This window comes from Amycolatopsis sp. NPDC049252, assembly GCF_043197175.1.
GTDB lineage: Bacteria > Actinomycetota > Actinomycetes > Mycobacteriales > Pseudonocardiaceae > Amycolatopsis.
The window spans coordinates 17,503-33,741 of the sequence record NZ_JBICSQ010000024.1; the positions used below are offsets into that span (position 1 = coordinate 17,503).

General features: G+C 71.1%; 19 protein-coding genes. 13 read left to right on the forward strand and 6 right to left on the reverse strand.

Annotation, left to right across the window (positions count from 1 at the left end):
- Window positions 1–16: 16 nt before the first annotated feature.
- Window positions 17–751 (reverse strand): SDR family NAD(P)-dependent oxidoreductase, encoded by a 735-nt coding sequence (locus ACGFMK_RS24575; protein WP_392767393.1) that lies wholly within the window; start codon window positions 749–751, stop codon window positions 17–19.
- Window positions 752–878: 127 nt separating this feature from the next.
- On the opposite strand from ACGFMK_RS24575, the gene ACGFMK_RS24580 reads away from it, so the two are divergent.
- From ACGFMK_RS24580 to ACGFMK_RS24600, 5 genes are all read left to right on the forward strand, one after another.
- The gene (locus ACGFMK_RS24580; protein WP_392767396.1) at window positions 879–1,463 is read left to right on the forward strand and encodes a TetR/AcrR family transcriptional regulator; all 585 of its coding nucleotides are present in this window, start codon (window positions 879–881) and stop codon (window positions 1,461–1,463) included.
- A gap of 137 nt (window positions 1,464–1,600) precedes the next feature.
- The gene (locus tag ACGFMK_RS24585; protein ID WP_392767398.1) at window positions 1,601–3,064 is read left to right on the forward strand and encodes a sulfatase; all 1,464 of its coding nucleotides are present in this window, start codon (window positions 1,601–1,603) and stop codon (window positions 3,062–3,064) included.
- A gap of 57 nt (window positions 3,065–3,121) precedes the next feature.
- Entirely contained in the window at window positions 3,122–3,514 is a 393-nt protein-coding gene (locus ACGFMK_RS24590; RefSeq protein ID WP_392767401.1) for a helix-turn-helix domain-containing protein, read from the forward strand.
- A 57-nt stretch (window positions 3,515–3,571) separates the two neighbouring features.
- A complete protein-coding gene (locus ACGFMK_RS24595) occupies window positions 3,572–3,988 on the forward strand; it encodes a VOC family protein (protein ID WP_392767403.1) in 417 nt (138 codons plus the stop codon).
- A 332-nt stretch (window positions 3,989–4,320) separates the two neighbouring features.
- Entirely contained in the window at window positions 4,321–4,620 is a 300-nt protein-coding gene (locus ACGFMK_RS24600) for a hypothetical protein (protein ID WP_392767406.1), read from the forward strand.
- A 22-nt stretch (window positions 4,621–4,642) separates the two neighbouring features.
- Here ACGFMK_RS24600 and ACGFMK_RS24605 read toward each other — a convergent pair whose 3' ends face one another.
- A complete protein-coding gene (locus tag ACGFMK_RS24605) occupies window positions 4,643–5,587 on the reverse strand; it encodes a LysR family transcriptional regulator (RefSeq protein ID WP_392767409.1) in 945 nt (314 codons plus the stop codon).
- Window positions 5,588–5,673: 86 nt separating this feature from the next.
- Here ACGFMK_RS24605 and ACGFMK_RS24610 point away from each other — a divergent pair, with 86 nt between their 5' ends.
- From ACGFMK_RS24610 to ACGFMK_RS24635, 6 genes are read left to right on the forward strand one after another with little or no spacing between them, the layout of a single operon-like run.
- Entirely contained in the window at window positions 5,674–6,633 is a 960-nt protein-coding gene (locus tag ACGFMK_RS24610; RefSeq protein ID WP_392767411.1) for a cyclase family protein, read from the forward strand.
- Window positions 6,634–6,641: 8 nt separating this feature from the next.
- Window positions 6,642–7,772 (forward strand): FAD-dependent oxidoreductase, encoded by a 1,131-nt coding sequence (locus tag ACGFMK_RS24615; RefSeq protein ID WP_392767414.1) that lies wholly within the window; start codon window positions 6,642–6,644, stop codon window positions 7,770–7,772.
- A gap of 19 nt (window positions 7,773–7,791) precedes the next feature.
- Window positions 7,792–8,730, forward strand: a complete 939-nt coding sequence (locus ACGFMK_RS24620) for a VOC family protein (RefSeq protein ID WP_392767416.1) — start codon at window positions 7,792–7,794, stop codon at window positions 8,728–8,730.
- A complete protein-coding gene (locus tag ACGFMK_RS24625; protein WP_392767418.1) occupies window positions 8,730–9,653 on the forward strand; it encodes a fumarylacetoacetate hydrolase family protein in 924 nt (307 codons plus the stop codon). The genes ACGFMK_RS24620 and ACGFMK_RS24625 overlap by 1 nt, the downstream gene beginning before the upstream one ends.
- Window positions 9,650–10,411 carry an SDR family NAD(P)-dependent oxidoreductase gene (locus ACGFMK_RS24630; protein WP_392767421.1) on the forward strand — a complete coding sequence of 254 codons (762 nt, stop codon included), beginning with the start codon at window positions 9,650–9,652 and terminating at the stop codon, window positions 10,409–10,411. The genes ACGFMK_RS24625 and ACGFMK_RS24630 overlap by 4 nt, the downstream gene beginning before the upstream one ends.
- Window positions 10,412–10,413: 2 nt before the next feature.
- Window positions 10,414–11,574, forward strand: a complete 1,161-nt coding sequence (locus ACGFMK_RS24635) for an alpha/beta hydrolase family protein (protein ID WP_392767424.1) — start codon at window positions 10,414–10,416, stop codon at window positions 11,572–11,574.
- A 129-nt stretch (window positions 11,575–11,703) separates the two neighbouring features.
- Here the strand turns inward: ACGFMK_RS24635 and ACGFMK_RS24640 are convergent, their stop codons facing one another.
- The gene (locus tag ACGFMK_RS24640) at window positions 11,704–12,270 is read right to left on the reverse strand and encodes a CGNR zinc finger domain-containing protein (protein ID WP_392767427.1); all 567 of its coding nucleotides are present in this window, start codon (window positions 12,268–12,270) and stop codon (window positions 11,704–11,706) included.
- A 140-nt stretch (window positions 12,271–12,410) separates the two neighbouring features.
- On the opposite strand from ACGFMK_RS24640, the gene ACGFMK_RS24645 reads away from it, so the two are divergent.
- Window positions 12,411–13,340: an alpha/beta fold hydrolase gene (locus ACGFMK_RS24645; RefSeq protein ID WP_392767429.1), complete on the forward strand. Its 930-nt coding sequence runs from the start codon at window positions 12,411–12,413 to the stop codon at window positions 13,338–13,340.
- Window positions 13,341–13,377: 37 nt separating this feature from the next.
- On the opposite strand, the gene ACGFMK_RS24650 is transcribed toward ACGFMK_RS24645, so the two are convergent.
- Window positions 13,378–13,758 (reverse strand): VOC family protein, encoded by a 381-nt coding sequence (locus tag ACGFMK_RS24650; protein WP_392767432.1) that lies wholly within the window; start codon window positions 13,756–13,758, stop codon window positions 13,378–13,380.
- Between the two features lie 3 nt (window positions 13,759–13,761).
- On the reverse strand, window positions 13,762–14,508 hold the full coding sequence (locus ACGFMK_RS24655) for an ArsR family transcriptional regulator (RefSeq protein WP_392767435.1): 747 nt from the start codon (window positions 14,506–14,508) through the stop codon (window positions 13,762–13,764).
- 49 nt (window positions 14,509–14,557) lie between these two features.
- On the opposite strand from ACGFMK_RS24655, the gene ACGFMK_RS24660 reads away from it, so the two are divergent.
- Window positions 14,558–15,850 (forward strand): APC family permease, encoded by a 1,293-nt coding sequence (locus tag ACGFMK_RS24660; RefSeq protein WP_392767438.1) that lies wholly within the window; start codon window positions 14,558–14,560, stop codon window positions 15,848–15,850.
- Here the strand turns inward: ACGFMK_RS24660 and ACGFMK_RS24665 are convergent.
- The gene (locus ACGFMK_RS24665) at window positions 15,842–16,222 is read right to left on the reverse strand and encodes a DUF6223 family protein (protein ID WP_392767441.1); all 381 of its coding nucleotides are present in this window, start codon (window positions 16,220–16,222) and stop codon (window positions 15,842–15,844) included. The two genes, ACGFMK_RS24660 and ACGFMK_RS24665, sit on opposite strands and share 9 nt — an antisense overlap.
- Window positions 16,223–16,239 lie beyond the last annotated feature (17 nt).

Below are 16,239 nucleotides of genomic sequence, written 5' to 3' on the forward strand. Positions count from 1 at the left end.
CTGTTTCGGGGCGGGTTCAGATGGCGGTGGCGCCGCCGTCGGTGACCAGTTCCAGGCCGTTGACGTAGCTGGAGTCGTCGGAGGCGAGGAAGAGGGCGACGGTGGCGATTTCGTCGGGGCGGCCCATCTTCCCGCGGGGGATGAGGGCCTCGAACGCGTCCTTGGTGGCCTCGTCGAACAGTTCTTCCTGCTTGGCGGTGGCGACCTGCCCGGGGGTCAGGACGTTGACCCGGATCCCGCGGTCGCGCAGTTCGTTGAGCCAGACGCGGGCCCAGGCCTGCTGGACGGCTTTGCTTCCCGCGTAGAGGCTCCAGCCGGGGAACGCGCCGAGGGAGGCGTTGGACCCGGTCATGAGGATCGAGCCGTTGTCGTTGAGCAGCGGAAGCGCTTTCTGCACGGTGAACAGGGTGCCGCGCGCGTTGAGCCGGAAGGCCCGGTCGAACTGTTCCTCGGTGATCTCGCCGAGGACGGCGGGTTCGCCCGTCCCGGCGCTGGCCCACAGCACGTCGATCGAGCCCTTTTCCCGCCTCACGGTGTCGTACAAGCGGTCCAGGTCGGCCAGGTCGGCCGCGTCACCCTGCACGGCGGTGACGTTGCGGCCGATCAGCTTGACGGCGTCGTCCAGTGCGTCCTGCCGGCGGGCCTGGATGAAGACGTGCGCTCCCTCCTCGACGAACAGCTTGGCGCCGGCCAGTGCCATGCCGGTGGATCCGCCGGTGATCACCGCTACCTTGCCTTCGAGCTTTCCCACGATCACTCCGTTGCGTTGCCGGGGGTTTGGCGTTATGTACACCAACTTGTGTATGTAACGTAGCCGGAGCCGGCCCGGAGCGCAAGCTATGTACACCGTTCCGTACCGAACGGTGTATGCTCCAGGCATGACGGAGTTGGAGAAGGGCCCGCTGGGCCGGCGCCGCGGCCGGGGTGCGCGCGAGCGCATCCTCGGCGCGTCACAGCAGCTGTTCCGCGACCAGGGCATCAACCGCACCGGCATGGACGAGCTCTGCGCCGTGGCCCAGGTGTCCAAGCGCACGGCCTACCAGCACTTCGCCGGCAAGGACGAACTCGTCACCGAATACCTGCGCCGATTCGATCCCGACGTCATGCCCGAAGTGTTCGACCGCCCCGGCCTCACGCCCCGCGAACGACTCCTCGCGGTGTTCGAGATGCCCGAGTCCACGCCCTTGTGCCCCTACATCGCGGCGGCCGTCGAACTCCACGACCCCCAGCACTCCGCGTCCCGGTACGCCCGCGACTACAAGACCGCCATCGCCGCGCGGCTCACCGAAGCCGCCCGCGAAGCCGGCGCCACCGACCCCGAGCAACTCGGCGAACAACTGGCCCTGCTCATCGACGGCGCCTCGGCCCGCACCCGGGTCCTCGACAGCGACTCTTTCCCCACCGCCGCCGCCATCGCCACCGTCCTCATCGACAACGCCATCCCCGCGCCAGCCCGGCGATGACCGGGTAATCACCAGGTCTTCCCGTGCCGGTGCTGGCCTGATCGTGTCGTGCTCCGGCCACCACGCGCGTGCACGCCTTTACCGGACCCGAACACAACACTGACCGGGCTCTGCGGTGGCGGCCTTAGCGTGCGGACATGTCCTCCCGTGTTCGCCTTCTTCTGACCTCGTTGCTGGTCGTGGCGCTGGCCTCGACCGCCGCGGCCTGCACCACCGGCAGTGCTCGGCCCGCCGCCGTTTCCGGGGCGGCGGGAAGCAAGCCGAACGTCGTCCTCGTGCTGACCGACGACCTGTCGATGAACCTGCTCCCGTACCTGCCGCACGTGCAGGAGATGGCCCGCAACGGCACCAGTTTCGCGAACTACACCGTCACCGACTCGCTGTGCTGCCCGTCGCGGTCGTCGCTGTTCACCGGGATGCTGCCGCACGACACCGGCGTGTTCACCAACGGAGGCAAGGACGGCGGCTACGGGGCCTTCCACGACCGGGGTGATGACAAGTCGACCTACGCGACGTCGTTGCAGCAGGCCGGGTACCGCACCGCGATGATGGGCAAGTACCTCAACGGCTACGACCCCAAAACCAACGGCATACCCCCGGGCTGGAACGAATGGGACGTCGCCGGCAACGGCTACGGCGAATTCGACTACGACCTCAACGAAAACGGCACGATCAAGCACTACGGGAAGACACCCCAGGACTATCTGGTCGACGTGATGGCCGGCAAAGCCGCGCGGTTCGTCACCGACTCGGCCGCCGCGCACACGCCGTTCGCGATCGAACTCGCCACGTTCGCCCCGCACGGCCCGTACACCCCGGCACCCCGCGACGCCGACGCCTTCCCCGGTCTCACCGCACCGCGTGGGCCGGCGTTCGACACCCTGCCGTCCTCGGCGCCGCCGTGGCTCGCTTCCCGCACACCGTTGACGGACAAGGAGAAGATGACCATCGACAAGGCGTTCCGCAAGCGCGCGCAGGCCGTGCAGTCGGTGGACAAGATGATCGGCACCGTGCAGGACGCACTGGACAAGGCCGGCGTGCGCGGCGACACGGACATCGTGTTCACCTCGGACAACGGCTACCACATGGGGGAGTACCGGCTCACCCCCGGCAAGCAGACCGCCTTCGACACGGACGTGCACGTGCCGCTGGTGGTCGCCGGACCCGGTGTCAAAGCCGGAGTGACCGTGAACCAGCCGGTGGAGAACATCGACCTGCGGCCGACGTTCGAGCAACTGGCCGGCGCCCCGACACCTTCGCAGGTGGACGGCGAGAGCTTGGTGCCGCTGCTGACCGGGGCGACGCCGGGGACCTGGCGCACGGTCGGGCTGGTCGAGCACCACGGACCGGACTTCGACAAGACCGACCCGGACCAGCCGAAGAAGAACAGCGGCAACCCGAGCACCTACGAGGCGATCCGCAGTGCCACCTACACCTACGTCGAGTACACCGACGGTACGAAGGAGTACTACGACCGCGGCACGGATCCGCAGGAACTGCACAACACCGCGGCCCAGCTGCCACCGGGCAAGGAGAAGCAGCTGCACGACACGTTGCAGGCCATGATCGCCTGTCACGGCGCGACCGCCTGCCGGCACTGACACCGCCTGCCGGCGCACGGGCCACCTCGGGGCCGGATGATGTGGTGTGATCGTGCTGTGAGCCGGGCCGTGGAAGAGCGCAACCGCCGCGTGCTGCGCGCACGCGACATCATGGACCGGGACTACGCGAAGCCGCTGGACGTGGCCGCCTTGGCCGGGGTCGCGCACGTTTCGCCGGTGCATTTCATCCGGACCTTCCGCGCGACCTTCGGGGAAACCCCGCATCGGTACCTGCAACGCCGGCGAGTGGAGCGGGCCATGTTCCTGCTGCGTTCGGGTGATCGGAGCGTCACCGACATCTGCCTGGAAGTCGGCTTCACCAGCCTCGGGACCTTCAGCAGGACGTTCCGCGCCGTCGTCGGCGAGCCGCCGACGGCGTACCGGCGGCATGGACCGGTGGCGGACGTGCCGACCTGCTTCGCCATGGCCTGGATGCGGCCGGCGAGCTGACCGGGACGATCATTTCGGATAAGCGTCTCGGCGTGCGGGTGAACTAGCCTCGCCGTCATGCTCAACGCCATCACGATTTCCCAGATCTTCGTGCTCGACCAGGACGAGGCCCTCGACTTCTACGTCGGCAAGCTCGGCCTCGAGGTCGGCACCGACGCCGACCTCGGCGTCATGCGGTGGTTGACGGTCCACCTGCCCGGCCGGCCCGACCGCGAGATCCTCCTGGAGAAGCCCGGGCCGCCCAGGCTGGACGAGGCCACGGCCGATCAGGTCCGGAACCTGCTGACCAAGGGTGCGATGGGTGGTTCGCTGTTCTTCGGCAGCGACGACTGCCGCAAGACCTATGAGAAGTTGCTGGCCAAGGGCGTGGAGTTCACCGACGAGCCGACCGAACGCCCCTACGGGATCGACTGCAGCTTTCGTGACCCGTTCGGCAACAGCATCCGGTTCAACCAGCCGCTGCCCGGTTCCTGACCCGGCCATCCGGAAACCGCCGGAGGGACGGTGTCGCGGCGCGAGCGGGGGAGCCCGGTCTCGTTCGCGTTTCGCAAGACCGTCGGATGTCCATTGTGGATGGATCCGGGCGGGATCGGTCCCCGGATTTCCGGCGCGCACGGAGTCGTGGTGCGGAACCGGTCGCACGATCGTCGCCCCGCGGACAAGGCAGGGGACTGGAGCGCGCGCGGCGACCGGGGGACGCGAGTCCACAGTGGCCGATCGCTCGCCGGAGCCGTAACGCTCAGGTAAGAATCAGGGGCGGCGTGACGTGGGACACTGGACGTATCACCGAATCGGGAGGGTACGTCATGACCCACCAGCATTCCTGGCGCACGATGGTCGCGAAGCCGGCCGGAATCCGTCCTCTGCACTGGCTGGTGATCATCGGCTACGCGTTGGTGGTCGCCGGTGGCGCCAAAGGTGTTTCGCTGTTCGCGGCCGGCATGATGACCGGCTTGCCGTTGGTGGGCGCGTGGCTGATGCTCGCTTTGGGGCTGGCCTACGCCGGGGTGCGTCTCCGCCCCGCCATCGGCGGTGCGCTACTCGTCGGGTTCGGCGTCGGAGTCGTCCTGGTCGGGCTCTTCGCCGGGATGCAGATGGTCGGCTGAAGGGGCGTTTCCGGAGCGGAAGTCACTTCTTCCGAAGGCCGGCGTCAGCCGGGGTGATGCCGATCATCCCCGCGACGGCCCGCTGGACGACGTCGCGCAGGTACCGGTGCTCGGGGTCGTCGTCGTACATCGGGTGCCACCACATCGCCTCCACCAGCGGGGTCGCGTCGAAGGGACACGGCAGGGCCCGCACGCCCAGCTCGGCCGGGATCTCGTCGGCGAGCCGGCGTTGCACCAGAGCCACGCGGCCGGAGCCCGCGATGAGCCCGGGCACGGTCAGGAACGTCTCGGTGACGACCTGGATGTGCGGTTCGATCCCGAGCATGCGCATCTGCCGCGCGGCCGGCGTCGACGCCGTCGGCCCGTGGTAGGTCACGACCCACGGCATGGTCTCCAGCTGCTCGACGGTCAGGGAGTCTTCGACGGCGGTGTTGCCCGCGGCGACTAGGCACACCCATTCGTCGCGGTAGAGGTCCTGGTGCGGCAGATCGTCGACGAACCCGTGCGGGATCACCAGCAGGTCGGTGTGGACCAGCTCCTGAGCGGCCGCGTCGACCATCCTGGGCGTGTTGGCGGGGAACCGCAGCCGGGTGCCCGGTGCCTCGTCGGCGAGCCGGGTCGCGATGCCGGGGCCGAGCATGGCGATCCCGTAGTCGCTCATGAGCATCGAGAACTCGCGCGTCGACGAGGCCGGGTCGAAGTCGGGCTCGGCGGCGAACACCCGCTCGGCTCCGGACAGGGCCACGCGCACGCGTTCCTTGAGCTGCACGGCCAGCGGCGTGAGCCGGTACTGGTTCCCGGAGCGGGTGAGCAGGTCGTCGTGGAAGTGCCGGCGCAGCCGGGCCAGCTGGGCCGACACCGCCGGCTGGCCGAGGCCCATCCGTGCCGCCGCGCGCGTCACGCTGCGTTCCTGCAGCAGAGCGTCCAGTGCCACCAGCAGGTTCAGGTCCAGCCGAGCCAGGTTCACAGCGAGCGACGGTATCAACGTTGTCGATACTCCGCATCACCGATCTGTTCTTCCCTGATAGCGCATCCGGCCTCGACAGTGAGGGGGTGGACCGAACCGATCCCGAAGGCGCGATCGCAGCAGCCGCTCAGCGCTGCTCCAACTGGGGCCGCTGGGGCGACGACGACGTACTGGGCACCCTGAACTTCCTGGACGACCCCAAACGCCGGGAAGGCGCCGCGCTCGTCCGGCGCGGGGTCAGCTTCTCGCTGGCGCAGCGCTTCGACGCGGACGGCCCGCAGAAGGGCTGGCGACGGCGAACCAACCCGATCCACACGATGCTCGACACCGGCTTGGACGCCGAGCGCGGGCAAGGGTTCCCGCACGGGCTGGGCGGCGCCGACGACGTCGTCTTCATGCCGTTGCAGGCCTCGACGCAGTGGGACGGTCTCGGCCACATCTTCGACCACGGCCTCGCGTGGAACGGCCGGCGCGCCGGAGACGTCGTGACCAGCGAAGGCGACCAGGTCACCGGGATCGAGACCGCGTCGGGCCGCCTCGCCGGCCGCGGCGTGCTCCTCGACGTCGGCCGGGTGCTCGGCGACGACGGCGAGCTGCCGGACGGCTTCGCGATCACCACCGATCACCTCGAGGCCACCATCGCCGCCCACGGCGAGACCGCGCGCGTCGGCCGTGGTGACCTGCTGCTGGTGCGGACCGGCCGGCTCGCCCGCGCCCGGCGCGAAGGCTGGGGCGACTACGCGGGCGGCCCGGCCCCTGGCCTGTCGTTCACCACGGCGGACTGGCTGCACGGCAGCGAAATCGCCGCCATCGCCACCGACACCTGGGGCTTCGAAGTGCGGCCCAACGAGTTCGACGACGCCTTCCAGCCACTGCACCAGGTCGCCATTCCCCACATCGGGCTGTTCCTCGGCGAGATGTGGGACCTCGACGCCCTCGCGGCCGACTGCGCCGCCGACGGGACGTACGAGTTCTGGCTGACCGCCGACCCGCTGCCCGTGACCGGCGCCGTCGGCGCCCCGGTCGCCCCGATCGCCGTCAAGTGAGGACCGCCATGCCCGCCGTCACCACCGTCCTCGTCGTCGGCAGCGGTCTCGCCGGCACGGCCACCGCGATCCACCTCGCCAACGGGGGAGTCGCGGTCGATCTCGTCGAGCTCGAGCCCGGCGTCGCCGCCCTCGGTTCCGGGATCACCCTGCAGGGCAACGCCTTGCGCGAGCTGCGCGCCCTCGGCGTGTGGGAGGAGGTCCGGGCGAAGGGGTACGGGTTCGACAGCCTGGGGCTACGCGCGCCCGATCCCGCCGGCACCCTGCTGGCCGAATTCCCGGACGCCCGCACCGGCGGCCCGGATCTGCCCGCCACCCTGGGCATGCCGCGTCCCGACCTCGCCCGGATCCTGCACGACCGCGCGGCCGCGGCCGGCGCGAAGATCCGCTTCGGCGACACGGTCACCGAGCTGCGGCAAGGAGACAGTCACGTCGACGTCACCTTCACGGACGGCTCGACCGGCCGCTACGACCTGGTCGTCGGCGCCGACGGGATCCGCTCGGCGATCCGCCGGCTCCTGGGCATCGAGCTGGAGACCCGTCCCACCGGCATGGGCATCTGGCGTGCCTTCGGGCCTCGGCCGGCGTCGGTCACGCGCACCGACCTCTTCTACGGCGGCCCGTGCTACATCGCGGGTTACTGCCCGACCGGGGAGAACTCGCTCTACGCCTACGTCGTCGAAGACGCGCAGGACCGCAGTGCCCTGAACTCGGAGCAGCGGCTCGCGACCATGCGCGCACTCGCGTCGGCCTACCACGGGCCGTGGGACGACATCCTCGCCACGCTCGACGATCCCTCCCGCGTCAACTACACCTGGTTCGAGACCCACGTGCTGCCCGCGCCGTGGCACCGCGGGCGCGTGGTGCTGATCGGCGACGCCGCGCACGCGTGCCCGCCGACCCTGGCCCAGGGCGGCGCGCAGGCGCTCGAGGACGCGACTGTCCTCTGTGAACTCCTGCTCGGCGCCGAAAGCCTCGACGACGCGGTGTGGAGCGCCTTCACCGAACGGCGCGTCGCCCGGGCGACGGCCGTGGTCGACGCTTCGAACCAGCTCGGCCAGTGGCTCCTCGACCACGAACAGGGCGACTTACCCGGACTGATGGACGCCGTCGCCGCCCTCGTCGCCCAGCCCGCTTGAACCCTTCCGGAGGAACGCCATGACCGACGGCCTGATCACCCACCTGCGGCACGTCGACCTCGCCGTGCCCGACCTCGCCCGCCAGCAGGACTTCTACACCGGCGCGTGGGGCCTGACCACCGAGCACACCGACACCGGGATCGCCTTCCTCGCCGCGGAAGGTTCACCCGAGCACTACATCGTCCGGCTGCGCCAGGCGGCGGACAAACGCATCGACCTGATCGCGTTCGGCGTGGCCACCGCGGCCGACGTCGACACCCTGGCCGCCCGCCTGACAACCGCCGGCGTCACCCTGGTCCACGAGCCGCGTTCGCTGCACACCCCGGGCGGGGGCTACGGGTTCCGGTTCTTCGACAACGAAGGCCGCACCATCGAGATCAGCGCCGACGTCGCGGTCCGCGCCCACCGGAAGATCGAGGCGGGCGAATCGGTCCCGGTCCGGCTGTCCCACGCCGTGATCAACTCCGCCGACCCCGAAGGCACCCGGCAGTTCTACGAGCGGCACCTCGGGTTCAAGCTGTCCGACACCCTGACGCACCCGCGGATGGGCGGGATGATGTGGTTCCTGCGCATCAACGCCTGGCACCACAGCCTGGCCATCGCCCGCGGCCCGCACCCGTCGCTGCACCACGCGTCCTTCGAGATGCGGGGGATCGACGAGTATCTGCGCGGCACGGGACGGCTCCTGCGGGCCGGGGTCGAGAAGATCTGGGGCCCCGGGCGGCACCTGGCCGGCAACAACACCTTCAGCTACTTCCTCGACCCGCACGGCAACACCGTCGAGTACACCACCGAACTCGAGCTGATCGACGAGGACACCTGGCACCCGCACCTCTACGACTTCACCCGGCCCGAGGTGTCCGACCAGTGGGGGACGGCCAACGCGATGAACGAGTTCGTCGCCTCCCGCTCCTTCAACGACCCCGACAAGGGCCTCTTCGTGGCCCCGCCGGTCTGATGCGCCTCGCCACCTACGAGCACGGCGGAACCGTGCAGGCGGGTGTGGTCTCCGGCGACGACGTTCACGCCTTCCCGGCCGGGATCACCGCGCTCGACCTGGTCCGCGGAGGCTTGCCCGCCGCCCTCGAAGCCGGCGCGGCCGCCCTCGGCGGGCCGGCCGTGCCCCTGGCCGAGGTACGGCTGCTGCCACCGCTCGAGCCACCGAGCGTCCGCGACTTCGTCGCCTTCGAGGAGCACGTCGAGGGCATGGTCGCGCCGGGGTCGGTGCCGCCGGAATGGTACGAGGCGCCGACGTTCTACTTCACCAACCCCGCCGCCCTGGTCGGCGCGCACGACGCCGTGCCGGTCCCGCCGGGCTCGCGGTCGTTCGACTTCGAGCTGGAGGTCGCCGCCGTGCTGGGGCCGGAGGCGATCTTCGGCTACACGATCATGAACGACTGGTCGGCCCGCGACCTGCAACGCCGCGAGATGCGCGTGAACCTCGGCCCGGCCAAGGGAAAGGACTCCGCGACCACCTTCGGGCCGTGGCTGGTCACCGCCGACGAGCTGGAGCCGTACCGGGATGCGGACGGCTTCCTCGCGCTGGACATGCGGGTCACGGTCAACGGCGTCGACGTGGGCCAGGACCTGCTGTCCAACATGGGCTGGCCGTTCGAAGAACTCGTCGCCTACGCCGGTCGCGGCACCCGGGTACGGGCCGGAGACGTCCTGGGCTCGGGAACGTGCGGCAACGGCGGCTGCCTGGCCGAGCTGTGGGGCCGCCGTGGCGAACAGCAGCCACCGCCGCTGAAACCCGGCGACGTCGTCGAGATGACCGTCGAAGGCATCGGGACGATCCGCAACACCGTCGTGCCCGGGCTGGTGCTGCCGCCGGTGCGTCCGGCGCGGCCGCGGCCACGAGCCCGGAAACGCGCGGTATGAGCGGCCGGGTCGCCGGCAAGGTCATCGTGGTCACCGGTGCCGCGCAAGGCCAGGGAGCCGCCGAAGCCCGGCTGCTCGCGGCCGAAGGCGCGACCGTCGTCGGCGTCGACGTGCGACCGGAGCCCGCCGAGGACCTGCCCGGGGTCGGCTACCGGTCGCTGGACGTCACCGACGCCCGCGGCTGGGATGCGCTCGCGGCCGACCACGGTCGGGTGGACGGCCTCGTCGCCAACGCCGGGATCACCTGGCGTGCCCGGCTGACCGAGGTGACTCCCGCGGACTTCCGGCGCGTCACCGAGGTGAACGTCGTCGGCACCCTGCTCGGAATCCAGGCTCTGGTGCCGCGGATGGGAACCGGGGCCTCGATCGTCGTGGTCGGTTCGGTGGCCGCGCTGACCGGCCACTACCCGGTCGCCTACACCGCCGCGAAGTGGGCGTTGCGCGGGCTGGCGAAGACGGCGTGCCTGGATCTCGGCCCGCGCGGCATCCGCGTCAACACCGTGCACCCCGGCCACATCGAGACACCGATGACGGAGTCCGCCTCACCCGCGTTCCGCGCGGCCAACGTCGCCGAAACACCACTCGGCCGCACCGGAACAGCCGACGAGGTCGCAGCCCTCGTCGCTTTCCTGCTCAGCGACGAAGCGTCGTTCATCTCCGGTGCGGAAATCCCCGTCGACGGCGGCCTGACCGCCCACGGCGGCGTCAAGTCGATCAGCGACGCCGTGCGCCCCGCTGACCCTCTCGAAAGGACCTGATCGTGTTCGAGTACTTCCCCGGCAACTACGTCTGGAACCTGGGCGTGGTCGCCGCGCTCAACTCCGGCGGCCTGATCGACGAGATCGACCGGGCCTGCCGGCCGATCCGCGAGGCCGCCGCGCAGGGCTCCGACGCCGGCACCCCGGACTTCCTGCGGGCCTGGACCGCCTTGACCGACCAGCTCGTCACGCAGGCCGAAGCCGCGGAGAAGGCCGGGCACGAGCGCACCGCCGGGCAGCTGTACTTCCGGGCCACCAACTACCTCTGCCAGGCCGAGCGCATGCTCGCGCACGCGAACCCCGACCGGCTGCCCACCTACCGCCGTGTCCTGGCCTTGGCGCAGAAGGCGTTCGACCTGCGCGACCCGCGCGTCTCCCGGGTCGCGATCCCGTACGAGGGAACGACCCTGCCCGCTTACTTCAGCGCGGCACCGGCCACGAGCGCCGGTCCGGCGCCGGTCGTGGTGCTGGTCAACGGCCTGGACTCGACGAAGGAGCACATGTACGGGTCGGCGCACTGGGAGGAGCTGGCCGCCCGCGGCATCTCGTGCCTCATGCTCGACCAGCCCGGCACCGGCGAAGCGCTGCGGCTGCAGGGGATCACGGCCCGGATCGACAGCGAGGTGTGGGCCGGCGCCGCCGTGGACTGGCTCGAACGGCGGTCCGACGTCGACCCGGCGCGGATCGGGATCGTGGGCTGGTCGCTCGGTGGCTACTTCGCCCCGAGGGCCGCGGCCTTCGAGAAGCGGTTCGCGCTCTGCGTCGCCTGGGGCGCCAACCACAACTGGGGCGCGGTGCAACGCCGCCGCCTCGAACGCGAGGGCGAGCGCCCGGTGCCGCACTACTGGGAGCACGTCCTGTGGGTGTGGGGCCAAGACGACCTCGACACGTTCATCGCTTTCGCCGACGACGTCCACCTCGACGGTGTCGTCGAGAAGATCACCGTCCCGTTCCTCATCGCCCATGGCGAGAAGGACCGCCAGATCCCGCTCGAGTACGCGCACCGCTCCTACGACCAGGCGGTCAACTCGCCCCGGCGCGAACTGCGGGTGTTCACCCCGGAAGAGGGAGCGACCGAGCACATCGGACTCGACCACCTTCCGCATGTGAGCACCTACATCGCCGACTGGGTGGCCGACACCTTCGCCATGAACCGCGGCTGAAGGGGCTGCGGTCCCCGGACCGGATGCCGTGGCGGCACCGCCTTCTGCCCGGAGCCCGCCGACGCCGATGTCCCGGCGCGGTCGACCGTCAAGATGCCGCGCGTCGGCCCGGGCGGCCGGCGCCGGTCGTCACGCTTGACGGCGAATGCGCATCGCGTCCTTCTTGGCCCGGTTGCCGCAGGTCCCCATCGAGCACCAGCGGCGGGCGCCGGCCCGGCTGGCGTCGAGGAACACCGCGACGCACCCCGTTCCGGAGCAGACCTTGATCGTCCCCACCTTGGCCCCGCCCAGCGTGTCCACGGCGTCGACGGCCACCACGGCCAGCGCCGACCGCGCCGCGGACTCGGCCGGGAAGCGCCAGCCGGCACCGGTGTCGTCGAGGACCCGGACCGCGGCGTTGCTCGCGGCCCATTCGTTGACGTGGTCGCGATCCTCCTCGGAGATTCGTTCTCCGTTCGCGACGGCGCGTGCCGCGCGATAGATCGATTCCCGCAGTTCGCGCGCGTTCAGCAGCAGTTCTTCGCTCACCTCCGGCGTGGGAACGCCCAGTTCGACAGCGTCCAGCCAGTCGGCAAGGTCCGACGGGCGGCGCAGGTGCTCCCGCGGTGTGGACGCGGTGCGCTCGGTCGCCGTGGCGGTGAAGCGAAGGCACAGTGGCTGGTCCCCGCGTCCTGCGAAAGCGCTGTTGGCCGTCATCGCTCCTCCTCTGCCGGTGTCGTGAACCACACTATGCGGTTCGCGAATGCTGCGCTACGTTGACTGAACCACATTAAGTGGTTCTCCGTCCTGGGAGTGGCTTGCTCCGATGCCGAGAACCTGTCCGAAGGAGGGATCACATGAGCCGCGTCCCAGCGGAGCCCGTGACCGGGTTCGGCACCGTCACCACGCTGCCCGACCTGCCCGCGCGGTTCGACGAACTGTTCCGCAGCGACCGCTACGACCTCGGCGACATCACGTTGCACGCCGTCACCGGAGGCTCGGGTCCTGCCCTGCTGCTGGTGGGTGGCTGGCCGCAGTTCTGGTGGCAGTGGCGCAAGGTCATGCCGAGACTGGCCCAGGACTTCTCGGTGGTCGCGGTGGATCCACGTGGCGTCGGCCGCTCCGACAAGCCGGAGACGGGCTACGACAGCGTCACCGCGGCCGATGACCTGGCTCGGCTGATGACCGCGTTGGGGCACGGCCGTTTCAAGGTGGTCGGCCACGACGTGGGCATGATGCTGGCCTACGCCCTCGCCGCGGACAATCCGTCCAGGGTCGAGCATCTGGTCCTGGCCGAGGCCGCCCTGCCGGGGATCTCCGACGCGCCCAGCGTCATTCCGTCCGTCAACCGCGCGGTGGACACCATGTGGCACTTCATGTTCAACCGGCTGGCTTCGGTCAACGAGAAGCTCGTCGAGGGACGCGAGGACGTCTACTTCCGCGATCAGTTCTCGGTGAAGGGCGCCACGCCGGCCACGATGCCGCACGACGTGGTCAGCGTCTACGTCGACGCACTCCGGCAGCCCGGGGCGCTGCACGCCAGCTTCCAGTACTACCGGGCGCTGGATGTGACGATCGCGCAGAACCAGGAGCGAACCCGCACCTTGCTGCCGATGCCCGTCCTGGCCGTGGGTGGGGCGACTTCCCGCGGCGCCGGCGTCGCCGCCGACGCGCGACGGGTGGCGGACCAGGTCACCGAACTCGTGCTCGAGGGATGTGGGCACTACGTGCCGGAAGAGGCGCCAGAGGCGTTGATCTCGGCTGTGCTCCCGTTCTTCGCCTCGTGAGGCCGGGCTGGGGGCTCAGAAGCCGCCGGTGAGGGGGTCAGTGAGCGGGCTGGAACAGCTCGACGAGGTTGCCGGCCGGATCGCCGAGCAGGATCTGCCGCCCGCCCGGGCCGGTGACCAGCTCGCTGCGGAAGGACAGGCCGGCGTCGCGGAGCCGGTCGATCTCGGCGTCGAGGTCGTCGACGACGAGGTGGATGCGGTTGCGCCCGGCGGCGGCCGCGTCCGCGGGGGTGGCGCGGGCGCCGGAGCTGGCCGGGCCGGACAGCAGCAGGCGCAGCGGGCCGCGGACCACGTCGGCGAAGGCGGGGGCGGCGCTCATCCGCAGGGTGAAGCCGAGATGCGTGGTGTAGAAGTCGATGGCGGCCTGGACGTCGTCGACGACGTAGCGGACTCCGGCGAACCGGTCGGGTGCGGTCACGGGTCAGCCCTCCGGGGGTGGGGTGGTGGCGAGCACGGGCAGCAGGTGGCGGACCCGGGTGTCGATCTCGGCCGCGATGCGGACGAAGTCCGGGTAGCTGCCCGCGGCCGGGTCGGGGATGCTCCAGTGGATCGGCCGGGAATCGAAGCCGGGGCAGACCTCGCGGACCTTGTCGCACAAGGTGATCACGTGGTCGAACCGGTGCTCCGCCAGCGTGTCCAGGTGCCGGGGGCGTTGGCCGTCGAGGTCGATGCCGAACTCCTCGCGTAGCGCCCGGACGGCGTGGGGGTGGAGGTGCGGTTTGGGGTTGCTGCCGGCACTCGTCACCCCGATCCGTCCTTCGGTGCGGTGGCGCAGCAGGGCTTCGGCGATCGGGGAGCGGGCGCTGTTCCCGGTGCACGCGAACAGCACGCGCATCCCGTCCGGCCACCGGGAAGGCGCCGCCGGCGGATCCAGGTGCAGCGCGGGGTGCAAGGTCGCGCCCGCGGCCGTCAGCGCCTGGGCGCAGCGGTCCAGGTCCAGGTGGTAGTAGCTGTCGCGGGCGTCGAAAGTGCTGCGCCGCACGGTGACCAGCTCCTCCTCGCGCAGCAGCCGCAGGTGGTAGGAGACCAGGTTCTGCGGCTGCCCGGTCCGTTCGGTCAGCTCGCGGACCCGGTAGTCGCTCCCGGCGAGTTCGGTCAGCAGCCGCCACCGCAGCGGGTGGGCGGCCGCGCGCACGAACGGCGGGGTGGCTTGACCGGACGACGCCATGCCCAGCAGGATACATCAAAATGGTTTGATGGAATGCCGGGAGGCGAGGGTGTCCGCACCGCGATCCGACAGCTCAGGGGTGCTGGCGCGGCGGCTGGGAACCGGTGACGCGGTGGTCATCGGCCTGGGCTCGATGATCGGCGCCGGGGTGTTCGCGGCGTTCGGTCCCGCGGCCCGCGCGGCCGGCACCGGCCTGCTGATCGGGCTGGCGATCGCCGCGGTGATCGCCTACTGCAACGCCACCGCGTCCGCGCAGCTCGCGGCGGCGTACCCGACCTCGGGCGGCACCTACGTCTACGGCCGGGAACGGCTCGGGGACTGGTGGGGGTTCACCGCCGGGTGGGGGTTCGTGGTCGGCAAGACCGCCTCGTGCGCGGCGATGGCGCTCACCTTCGCCACCTACGCCGTGCCCGGCCCGTGGTGGGCGCAGCGCGCGGTCGCGGTCGCCGCGGTGCTCGGGCTGGCCGCGCTCAACTACCGGGGCGTCACCAAGACGGCCCTGCTGACCCGGATCCTGGTCGGCACCAGCCTGACCGCGCTGGCCGCGGTCGTGATCGGGATCGCCGCCGGTGGCCGTGCCGGCCCGGCGAACCTGGGCGGCTGGGCGAGTCTGGGCTCGGGCGGTGTTTACGGCATCCTCCAAGCGGCCGGGTTGCTGTTCTTCGCCTTCGCCGGCTACGCGCGGATCGCCACGATGGGGGAAGAGGTCCGCGACCCGCGGCGCACGATCCCCCGCGCCATCCCGATCGCCTTGTTCATCACCGTGGCGGTCTACCTGGTGGTGGCCGTCGCTGCGTTGCTGGCCGCCGGTCCGGACCGGCTCGCCGCCACCGCCGCGCCGCTGACCGCCGCGGTCCAGGCCGCCGGGGCCGGCGGCCTGGAACCGGTGGTGCGCGCCGGTGCGGCGCTGGCCGCGCTCGGCGCGCTGCTGGCGCTGATCGCGGGCATCGGCCGCACCAGCCTGGCCATGGCCCGCCACCGTGACCTGCCCGGCTGGCTGGCTGCCGTCCATCCCCGCTACCGGGTCCCGCACCACGCCGAAATCGCGCTCGCGGTCGTCGTCGGCGTCGTGGTGGCTTTCGCCGACCTGCGCGGGGTGATCGGCTTCTCGTCGTTCGGCGTGCTGATCTACTACGCCATCGCGAACACCGCGGCGTTCACCCAGCCCCGCGAGCAGCGCCGCTGGCCCCGGTGGCTCAACCTGCTCGGTGTCCTCGGCTGCCTGGTGCTGGTGGCCACGCTGCCCTGGCCGTCGGTGCTGGCCGGGGTGGTGATGTTCGCCGTCGGGCTGATCGGCCGGGCCGTGGTGCTGCGGGCGCGTTCCCGGAGCCGATCAGCGTGAGGAGGCCCCCGACCCGGCGGAGCGGGCCAGGGTCAGACCCCCGAGAACGCCGGCCGTGAGACCGGCGACCACGGCCGCGGCGCCCCCGACGACTCCGTTGCCGGTTCCGGGACCGCCGTCGGCGACAGCGAGGTTGACCACCCCGCCGACGACGGCGATCAGCCCCGCCGCCAGCGCCACCAGAGCTCCCTTCCGCCCGTCGCCGGCGGGACGGCGGCCGCTGCGGGCGAGCGCCCGGCCGCCGAGGATCGCGCCGGCCAGCCCCAGCAGCGCGGCCGCCGTGGCCCAGGCTCGTGCGGCGGTCAGGGTGTACGCGTCGACGGCAGCGGGCGCCGCCGCGGCGGATGCGAGTGCGGAGTGGGTGACGGACATGGGTTTCCTCCTCGACC